The organism is Alsobacter soli (assembly GCF_003004785.1).
GTDB lineage: Bacteria > Pseudomonadota > Alphaproteobacteria > Rhizobiales > Beijerinckiaceae > Alsobacter > Alsobacter soli.
Genome location: NZ_PVZS01000011.1, coordinates 107,398 through 116,554, shown reverse-complemented (window position 1 = coordinate 116,554; position 9,157 = coordinate 107,398). Strand labels below are relative to the sequence as shown.

The following is a 9,157-nucleotide window of genomic DNA, read 5'->3' as shown; positions in this document are numbered from 1 at the left end:
TCAGGCCTTGCGCTCGTCGTCCAGCGGGACGGCGTAGAGCTCCAGGCGATGATCCACGAGCCGGTAACCCAGGCGGCGGGCGATCTCCGCCTGGAGCCGCTCGATTTCCTCCGACCGAAACTCGACGACCTCCCCGGTGCGCAGGTTGACCAGGTGGTCGTGGTGCTCGTCCGGCTTGCGCTCGTAGCGCGCGCGGCCGTCCTTCAGGTCCAGGCGGGCGATGATGCCGGAGTCCTCGAGCAGCTTGACCGTGCGGTACACCGTGGAGATCGAGATGCCCCGGTCGATGTCGTGGGCCCGGCGGTGGAGTTCCTCCACATCCGGGTGGTCCTCGGCCTCGGCGATCACCCGGGCGATGGTCCGGCGCTGGCCGGTCATGCGCAGGCCCGCGGCGACGCAGCGCTGCTCGATCAGGTTCACGCGAGGGCGATTCGGGCTCACGGAGCGGTCCGGCTCGTTTGCAACTTGGCCGTCCTTATAGGAAAAGCGCCCAGCCGCGTCCACCGGTGGAGGCTTTCAGTCCAGGGCGCGCCTGAGAACCAGGGCGGCGGCCACCGAGCCGTCAGGCTTGCGGTAGTAGCCCTGACGTCGCCCGACCTGCTCGAAGCCGACGCGCGCATAAAGGGCGCGGGCCGGGGCGTTGCCTTCATCCACTTCCAAAAACAATTGGCGCACGCCGCGGCCAGACAGCGCGCCCAGATGCGCCTGGAGGAGCTTGCGCCCCCAGCCGCCGCCCCGGCGCTTGCGCGCGACCGCGATGGTGAGGATTTCCGCCTCGTCGGCCGCCATCCTCGAAAGGACGAAGCCGTCCACGGCCGTTCCGGCGCCGATCGCTTGGCCGAGAATGGCGGGATCCACCAGCATGGCTTCGCACTCGGCCACGGACCAGCCCGTGTGAAAGCCCTCGCGGTGGAGCGCCGCGACGGCAGGCGCATCCGCGGTCCGCAGGGGCCGCACTGCCGGGGGGGAGGCCGGAGAGAAGGGCCAGGCCATGGCTCAGCGGCGCGGCAGGCGCATGTGGTCCTGCGGCTTGGCGTCAGGCGCGCGCAGGTAGAAGGGCTTGGGCAAGGCCTGATCGGGATTGGCCGCGATCCCCAGCCGCGCCACCCAGGTGATGTCGGGGGCGGGGCCACCGTCGACCACGGCGGCTTCCAGGCCGATCGCCTTGGCCTCTTCGCACAGCATGGCCGCCCCCGAGCCCACGACCAGCAAGGGCCCGGCCCCGATCTGGCGGGCCGCATCCTTCACGGGCGTCACGCGCGGCGACATGAGCGTGCGGCCACCGGGCGCGACCACCTGGACGTAGACGTGAGCGTGCCGGGCGTCGATCGCCACGGCGACGAGCGCCTTCACGCCGGTCGCGACCAGCGGGGCGGCGTAGGCCGACAGGGTGGTGACCCCGACGGCCGGGACGCCGGCGCCCAGCGCAATCGCGCGAGCGGCCGAGATGCCGACGCGCAGACCCGTGAAGCTGCCGGGACCGACGGTCACCGCCACGCGATCCAGAGAGGCGAAGCCGCCCTCGACCTGGGCCATAACCCGCTCCAGCATGGGCATCAACGCTTCCGCGTGCCCGCGCTGCATGGCCTGGGACTCGATGGCCAGGGGCGCCTCCGCCCCGGCCTCCGTCACGCAGACCGAGCAGGCTTCCAGCGCGGTATCGATGGCGAGGATGCGCACCGGCGTCTCCACGAAGCAGTCTGAACCCGAAGGACCGTCTCGTGGCAGAAATCCGGCCCGGGGGAAAGCCCGGGCTCAGGCGATCGCGCAGAACTCGTCGAAATCGAGCCGCGGATTGCGCGGAAACAGGCCGGCCGGATCCCCATAGCCCAGGTTGCAGATGAAGTTCGATTTCACCTTCCCGTCCGGAAAGAAGGCGGCGTCCACGGCGGCCTTGTCGAAGCCCGACATGGGACCGCAATCGAGGCCCAGGGCGCGGGCCGCGAGGATAAGGTAGGCCCCCTGCAGCGAGGAGTTGCGGAAACCAGTCTCTTCGATCGCGGCCGGCTTGCCCTCGAACCAGCTGCGGGCCGTCAGATTGTGCGGAAACAGCTTGGGCAGCTTGTCGTAGAATTCGAGGTCGTAGCCGATGATGGCGGTCACGGGCGCGGCGAGAGTCTTGTCGCGGTTGCCCTCGGACAGCGCGGGTGCAAGCTTCTGCTTCGCCTCGGGCGACTTCACGAAGACGATGCGGGCCGGAGAGGCGTTCGCGGCCGTCGGGCCCAACTTCACCAGATCCGCAAGGCGCCGGAGGAGGTCGTCGGGCACGGGGGTGGACAGAAACGCGTTGTAGGTCCGCGCATCGAGAAACAGCTGGCGCAGCGCCGCATCGGACAGCGGCGCCTTGTTGGTGTCGAGCATGTTCGGCAATCCCTGGAGTACGCCCCTCGGGGGCGGGGTTATGCCGAAAGACATAAGGGCCACCCCCGCGGGGGCAGCCCCTCTGTGCGCAAAAATGCGCTTGCCGAATTGCAAGCCGAGTTCAGACGGCTTCCACCTCGCGCACGTCCGGAAGGAAGTGGCGCAACAGGTTCTGGATGCCGTGCTTCAGGGTGGCGGTGGACGAAGGGCACCCTGAGCAGGAGCCCTTCATGGTGAGATACACGACGCCCTCACGGAAGCCCTTGAAGGTGATGTCGCCGCCGTCGCCGGCCACGGCCGGGCGGACGCGGGTCTCGAGCAGCTCCTTGATGGTCTCGACCGTGGCGGCGTCCTTGGGGTCGAAGAACTCGCCATCGGCGCCTTCACCGGCCGGCTCGGCCTCGCCCTCGAACAGGGGCTCGCCGGACAGGAAGTGCTCCATGATGGCGCCGAGAATAGCGGGCTTCAGGTGGGCCCAGTCGCCTTCGCTCTTGGTCACCGTAACGAAGTCCGAGCCGTAGAACACGCCCGTGACGCCCGGAATGGCGAACAGCCGGCGCGCCAGAGGCGAGCGCTCGGCAGCGCGGGAATCACGAATGTCGAGGGTGCCGTCCGGCATCACGCCGCGGCCGGGCAGGAATTTCAGGGTGGCGGGATTGGGCGTGGCTTCGGTCTGGATGAACATCGGTCTCTCCTCGCGCGCGGTTCAAGGCCGGCGGCGAATGGCGGGAAGGCGCTGGGATGCGCGCCCCAGGCCTCCTTATCACAGTATGTGGCCCGCGAGGGGCTCCGATTCAATGCGGAGGTCAGGCGAGCGCGTCGATGTCCCGGTCGCTCAGGCCGCCGGGCACGATCGCGATCGGCACCGGAAAAGAGGCGGCGCCCTTGCCGGCGAGACCGGCGACGAGCGGCCCCGGTCCGTCCGGGCCCGAGCCGGCTGCGAGCACCAGGAGCGCGATGTCCTCGTCCTCCTCGATCACGGCCAGGACCTGCTCGGCCTTCGCGCCAGTGCGGATGACCAATTGAGGATCGGCGCCAGTGAGATCCCGCGCGCATGCCGAGGCGACGTCCAGGCGTCGCTGCGCTTCCTCGCCGGCTTCCGCCTCCATGACGGTGCCCACGCCCAGCCAGTGCTGGAATTCCGGCGGGCTGATGACCGCCAGGAGAGCGAGTTCGGCGCCGACCCGACCGGCGCGGCGGGCCGCGAAATACACGGCCCGGTCACACTCCTCGGTCTCATCGACGATGACGAGGAACTTCGGGCGGTGACCCGCCTCATAGGACCGTCTCGGCTTCACCGTCATGGGCCTGCCGTGCTCGTGCGCTCGACGCCGCATGCTGGCAGCATGCCTGGCGTCGAGCAAGCGCCGAAGCTCAGCCCCGGCGTCGCACGAAGCCCAGGATGTCCTTCACGGCGTCCATGTTCGGCCGGGCGATGGCGCTCGCGCGCTCGGCGCCGTCGGCCAGCACGGAATCAATGTAGCCGGGGTCCGCGGCCAGCCGCTTCATCTCGGACCCGATGGGGCCGAGCTTGGTCACGGCGAGGTCCACCAGGGCCGCCTTGAAGGACGAGAACTGCGCCCCGCCGAACTCACGCAGCACGTCGGCCCGGGAGCGATCCGCAAGCGCGGCGAAGATGCCGACAAGGTTCTGGGCCTCGGGCCGCTTCTCCAGCCCGGCTTCCTCCGAGGGCAGCGGCTCGGGATCGGTCTTCGCCTTGCGGACCTTCTGGGCGACCGCGTCCGCGTCGTCGGACAGGTTGATGCGCGAGTAGTCCGACGGGTCGGACTTCGACATCTTCTTGGAGCCATCCCGCAGGCTCATGACCCGGGTGGCGGGGCCCTGGATCAGGGGCTCCGGCAAGGGGAAGAAGCCCTCCCCGAATCCATTGCTGGCGATCGACTCGGCGTAATCGTTGTTGAACTTCTGGGCGATGTCGCGGGCCAGTTCGAGGTGCTGCTTCTGGTCCTCTCCGACCGGCACGTGGGTGGCGCGGTAGACCAGGATGTCGGCGGCCATCAGGGTCGGGTAGGCGTAGAGGCCGACAGACGCGTTCTCGCGGTCCTTGCCGGCCTTCTCCTTGAACTGCGTCATGCGGTTCAGCCAGCCGATGCGGGCCACGCAGTTGAACACCCAGGCGAGTTCAGCGTGCTCGTGCACCTGGCTCTGGTTGAACACGATGTGCTTCCGGGGATCGATTCCGGCCGCCAGGAAGGCCGCCGTGACCTCGCGGATCTGGGCCGTGAGCGCCTGCGGGTCTTGCGGCACCGTGATGGCGTGCATGTCCACCACGCAGTAGATGCACTCGTGGCTATCCTGCAGGGCCACGAACTTCGTGATCGCGCCGAGGTAGTTGCCCAGGTGCAGGTTGCCCGTCGGCTGGACGCCCGAGAACACGAGGGGTTTGAAGGCCGCCATTGCGAAATCTCCCAAGTCGGCGCGCTTATGGCGGCTTCATCCAAGGCGCGCAAGATAAAGCAGCATTCAGGTGGCGGCCGGCCCGCGCCAGCGGCCGGCCCCGCAGGCGAGCAGCGCGGCTGCATAGGCGGCAGCGCCGCCCCCGCAGAGGGCCCCCAGGGCTGCGACCCTGACCGGCAATCGGGCCTCGGTCGCGAGGGCGGCGGCGAGGACGCCCTGGGCCTCCCGGACGGCGAGCGCCATGAGGGCCGCGCTGAGCGCGGCTAGGGCGAGCCGGACAAGCAGCCTGGGCGCTGGGCGCCAGAGCCCTGCGGCCCCGAGCGCCAGAGCCAGCACGCCAGCGTCCGCCCAGGCCCCGAGGGAGACAGCGGCCCCGAGCCCTGCGACTCCGTGGCCATCGCGGAGCACCAAGCCGGCCGAAACCGTCACCACGAACCCGGCTACGGCGCCCAGCAGCGGCGGCCGGCTCCTTTCCTGCGCCATGAAGGGTTGGGCGAGCACGCGCGCCAGCGCGGCGGCCGGTAGTCCCGGCGCGAGGCCGCGGATGACCGCCGCGACCGCGGCCGTGTCGTTCGGCGAAAAAGCTCCGCGTTCGAAGAGGATGCTGGCGATCGGATCCGCCAGGACCGCGAGTCCGGCGGCCGCCGGTAGGGCAAGCAGGAGCGCGGCCAGGAGGGCCTTGTCCAGCAATGGCGCTACCTGCCCGGTATGGCCGGCGCGCAGCAGCCGGACCACCTCGTTGAGCAGGACGACGCCCGCTCCCGCCGCCACGAAGCCGAGCGGCAACTGGAAGAGCCGGTCGGCGTAATGCAGCTGCGCCAAGGCGGACGGCTCAGCCGAGGCCAGGTTGAGCGCCGCGAGGATGGAAAGCTGCGCCGAGGCGGCCGTGGCGAGACCGGGCAGCGCGAGACCGCCAAAGGCGCGCAATCCGGGTGAGAGGCGCGGCCAGGTCAGAGAGGGGCGTTCGCTCCGGCGCAACAGCGCGGCGCCGACCAACAGGAGTTGGAGCAGGCCGGCGCCGGAGACCGCCACGGCCACGATCCACGCGAGCCTCGCCTCGTCCTCGCCGACACCGGCCAGGAAGGCCAGCACGGCCACCAGCACGGCGTTGACCACCACAGGGGCGAGGGCGGCCCATCGCAGGCGCCCCTGCCCGGCCAGCATGGCCGCGCACAGGGCCGCCATCGTGGCGAAAACCGCGAGCGGCAGCGACAGGCGCGTGAGGCTGGCGGCGAGCGCGAGCCGTTCTCCGTCGTGCGCGAAACCGCCGGCAAGCGCGAGGGTGAGCCAGGGCGCGGCGATTTCCCCCAGGGCGGTCAAAGCGAGGCCTGCCAAGCCGACCGCCGCCAGGGCTTCCCCGGCGAACCTGCGGGCGGCCGCGTCGCCCGACTCCGCGGCCATCCTGCGGTAGACGGGCACGAAGGCTCCGTTCACGGCCCCCTCCCCGACCACCCGCCGGACAAGGTTCGGGATGCGCAGAGCCGCCAGCAAGGCGTCGGCGGCCGGGCCCGCCCCGATCAGGGCCGCGATCATCACGTCCCGGGCGAAGCCGAGAACCCGGGACAGCGCCGCCGCGGCGCCGACAAGCGCCGTGTCGCGGGCCAGGCTGGGAGGTGGATCTGAGGACTGCGCCATGGGGCGGACCGAATCAGGTTCGCCCCGGGCGCGCAAGCGGCGGGCCTAGAGAATGAACCGGCTGAGGTCCGCGTTCTTGGCGAGGTCCCCGACGGCCTTCTCGACGTAGTCGGCGTCGATCACGACAGTCTCGCCGGAGCGGTCGGGCGCGTTGAACGAGATGTCGTCCAGGATGCGCTCCATCACGGTCTGGAGGCGGCGAGCGCCGATGTTCTCCACGGAGCCGTTCACCTCGACGGCCACCCGGGCGATGGCGGAAATGGCCGAGTCGGCGAACTGAAGCGTGACTCCCTCCGTCGCCATCAAGGCCACGTACTGCTTCACAAGGCTCGCCTCCGTGTCGGTGAGGATGCGGCGGAAGTCGTCCTCGTTGAGGGAGCTGAGCTCCACCCGGATCGGAAGGCGGCCCTGCAGCTCAGGCAGGAGGTCGGACGGCTTGGAGACGTGGAATGCGCCCGAGGCGACGAACAGGATGTGGTCGGTCTTCACCGGGCCGTGCTTCGTGGCCACCGTGGTGCCTTCGATCAGGGGCAGCAGGTCGCGCTGCACGCCTTCGCGGGAGACATCCGCGCCGCCGCGGGTCTCGCGGGCGCAGATCTTGTCGATCTCGTCCAGGAAGACGATGCCGTTCTCCTCGACCTGCTTGATGGCCTCGCCGACGATCTGGTCCTGATCCAACAGCTTGTCGCTTTCCTCGTTGATCAGCGGCTCGTAGGCCTCGCGCACGGTGGTGCGGCGCGTCTTGGTGCGCCCGCCCATCTTGCCGAAAATATCCCCGAGCGAGATGGCGCCGACCGAGGCGCCCGGCATGTTCGGCAGCTCGAACATGGGCAAGCCCGCCTGGCCCTGCGCCAGCTCGATCTCGATCTCCTTCTCGTCCATCTCGCCCTCGCGCAGCTTGCGGCGGAAGCTCTCGCGCGTGTTCTGGCTCGAGCCCGGGCCTACGAGCGCGTCGAGCACGCGCTCCTCCGCGGCCTTGTGCGCGCGCGCGCGCACGTCCTTGCGCCTGGCCTCGCGCACGAGCCCGATGCCGATCTCGACAAGGTCGCGGACGATCTGCTCGACGTCGCGACCGACATAGCCCACCTCGGTGAACTTGGTGGCCTCGACCTTGAGGAACGGCGCGTTCGCGAGCTTGGCCAAGCGGCGGGCGATCTCGGTCTTGCCGCAGCCCGTCGGGCCGATCATCAGGATGTTCTTCGGCAGGACCTCCTCGCGCATGGGCCCTTCGAGCTGCTGGCGGCGCCAGCGGTTGCGCAGCGCGATGGCGACGGCGCGCTTGGCGTCGCGCTGGCCGACGATGAAGCGATCGAGTTCGGAGACGGTTTGGCGGGGCGAGAAGGTGGTCATGGCGGCTCGCGGGCCTTCCTGGATGGGACGCCGCCTCAGGCCGCGTCCAGGGTCTCGATGGTGAGATTGCCGTTGGTGTAGACGCAGATTTCGGCGGCGATGCCGAGGCTCTTGCGGACGATCGACTCGGCGTCGAGGTCGGTGTTCTCCACCAGCGCGCGGGCGGCGGACAGGGCGTAGTTGCCGCCCGAGCCAATCGCCATGACGCCGTCCGGCGGCTCGAGCACGTCGCCCGCGCCGGAGAGAACGAGGCCGACCTGCCTGTCGGCGACCAGCATCATGGCCTCGAGCCGGCGCAGAGCGCGGTCCGTCCGCCAGTCCTTGGTCAGCTCGACGCAGGCGCGCATGAGCTGGCCGGGATACTGCTCCAGCTTGGATTCGAGGCGCTCGAACAGCGCGAAGGCGTCGGCGGTGGCGCCGGCGAAGCCCACGATGACGTCGCCCTTCCCAAGCCGGCGAACCTTGCGGGCGTTGGATTTCATGATGGTCTGGCCCAGGCTGACCTGGCCGTCGCCGCCGATCACGACCTTGCCGCCGCGGCGGACCATGAGGATGGTGGTGGCGCGCCAGCGCCTGTCGTCGTGCTCGGCCATAGGTGTTCCTTGATGCTGACTGCACCTCATTTAGGCTTTCACCTCCGGCGGCGCCAACCTGCGCGTCGAAGGGTCGCCTTCACCGTGCTGCTCAAGATTGATGCGGCCGAGGTGGCGTTGAGGCACGCGAGTTGCTAGAAGCGGGGCGCGGCGGGCTTATCCACAACCCTTTTTCGCAGCCCGCAGGAGACCGCCCTCATGCGTTCGGCCAACGTGGCGCGCAAGACGGCCGAGACGGACCTCTCGGTGAGCCTGAGCATCGACGGAACCGGCGAAGCCCGCATCGAAACGGGCGTCGGCTTCTTCGACCACATGCTCGAGCTGCTGACGCGCCACGCCCTGTTCGACGTGACGGTGTCCGCCAAGGGCGACCTCCACGTGGACCAACACCACACGGTCGAGGACGTGGGCATCGCGCTGGGGCAGGCCTTCGCCAAGGCGCTCGGGGACAAGCGCGGAATCCGTCGGTACGCCTGCGCGCACCTGCCGATGGACGAGACGCTGAGCCGGGTGTCGATCGACATCTCCGGGCGGCCGTTCCTGGTGTTCCGGGCGGAGTTCACGCGCGACAAGATCGGCGAATTCGACACCGAGCTGGTGCGCGAGTGGTTCCAGGCCTTCGCGACCAACGCCGGGATCACGCTGCACGCTGAAACGCTCTACGGCGAGAACAGCCACCACATCGCCGAAAGCCTGTTCAAGGGCCTGGCTCGCGCCCTGCGCGAGGCCTGCGCCCTCGATCCGCGCGAAGGCGAGCGCGTTCCCTCCACCAAGGGCGCGCTCTGACCGAAGGGCTAACG

11 protein-coding genes are annotated in these 9,157 nt (G+C 69.7%); 1 reads left to right on the top strand and 10 read right to left on the bottom strand.

Annotation, left to right across the window (positions count from 1 at the left end; all coding sequences use genetic code 11):
• The 10 genes from SLNSH_RS12085 to hslV all read right to left on the bottom strand — a co-directional run bounded on the left by SLNSH_RS12085 (position 1) and on the right by hslV (position 8,357).
• Positions 1–378 (bottom strand): Fur family transcriptional regulator, encoded by a 378-nt coding sequence (locus SLNSH_RS12085; RefSeq protein WP_106337309.1) that lies wholly within the window; start codon positions 376–378, stop codon positions 1–3.
• A 138-nt stretch (positions 379–516) separates the two neighbouring features.
• Positions 517–993 carry a GNAT family N-acetyltransferase gene (locus tag SLNSH_RS12080; protein WP_106337244.1) on the bottom strand — a complete coding sequence of 159 codons (477 nt, stop codon included), beginning with the start codon at positions 991–993 and terminating at the stop codon, positions 517–519.
• 3 nt (positions 994–996) lie between these two features.
• Positions 997–1,680 carry a tRNA (adenosine(37)-N6)-threonylcarbamoyltransferase complex dimerization subunit type 1 TsaB gene (gene tsaB / locus SLNSH_RS12075; protein ID WP_106337243.1) on the bottom strand — a complete coding sequence of 228 codons (684 nt, stop codon included), beginning with the start codon at positions 1,678–1,680 and terminating at the stop codon, positions 997–999.
• Positions 1,681–1,755: 75 nt separating this feature from the next.
• On the bottom strand, positions 1,756–2,361 hold the full coding sequence (locus tag SLNSH_RS12070) for a malonic semialdehyde reductase (protein ID WP_106337242.1): 606 nt from the start codon (positions 2,359–2,361) through the stop codon (positions 1,756–1,758).
• Positions 2,362–2,482: 121 nt separating this feature from the next.
• A complete protein-coding gene (locus SLNSH_RS12065) occupies positions 2,483–3,046 on the bottom strand; it encodes a NifU family protein (RefSeq protein ID WP_106337241.1) in 564 nt (187 codons plus the stop codon).
• 121 nt (positions 3,047–3,167) lie between these two features.
• Positions 3,168–3,665: a universal stress protein gene (locus tag SLNSH_RS12060; RefSeq protein ID WP_106337240.1), complete on the bottom strand. Its 498-nt coding sequence runs from the start codon at positions 3,663–3,665 to the stop codon at positions 3,168–3,170.
• 70 nt (positions 3,666–3,735) lie between these two features.
• Positions 3,736–4,779, bottom strand: coding sequence for a tryptophan--tRNA ligase (trpS, locus tag SLNSH_RS12055; RefSeq protein WP_106337239.1), 1,044 nt, complete (start codon positions 4,777–4,779; stop codon positions 3,736–3,738).
• Between the two features lie 66 nt (positions 4,780–4,845).
• The gene (gene murJ / locus SLNSH_RS12050; protein WP_106337238.1) at positions 4,846–6,414 is read right to left on the bottom strand and encodes a murein biosynthesis integral membrane protein MurJ; all 1,569 of its coding nucleotides are present in this window, start codon (positions 6,412–6,414) and stop codon (positions 4,846–4,848) included.
• A gap of 45 nt (positions 6,415–6,459) precedes the next feature.
• Complete coding sequence (gene hslU / locus SLNSH_RS12045; protein WP_106337237.1) at positions 6,460–7,764, bottom strand: ATP-dependent protease ATPase subunit HslU; 1,305 nt, start codon at positions 7,762–7,764, stop codon at positions 6,460–6,462.
• Positions 7,765–7,799: 35 nt separating this feature from the next.
• Positions 7,800–8,357 (bottom strand): ATP-dependent protease subunit HslV, encoded by a 558-nt coding sequence (gene hslV / locus SLNSH_RS12040; RefSeq protein ID WP_106337236.1) that lies wholly within the window; start codon positions 8,355–8,357, stop codon positions 7,800–7,802.
• Positions 8,358–8,555: 198 nt separating this feature from the next.
• On the opposite strand from hslV, the gene hisB reads away from it, so the two are divergent.
• On the top strand, positions 8,556–9,143 hold the full coding sequence (gene hisB, locus SLNSH_RS12035; RefSeq protein ID WP_106337235.1) for an imidazoleglycerol-phosphate dehydratase HisB: 588 nt from the start codon (positions 8,556–8,558) through the stop codon (positions 9,141–9,143).
• Positions 9,144–9,157 lie beyond the last annotated feature (14 nt).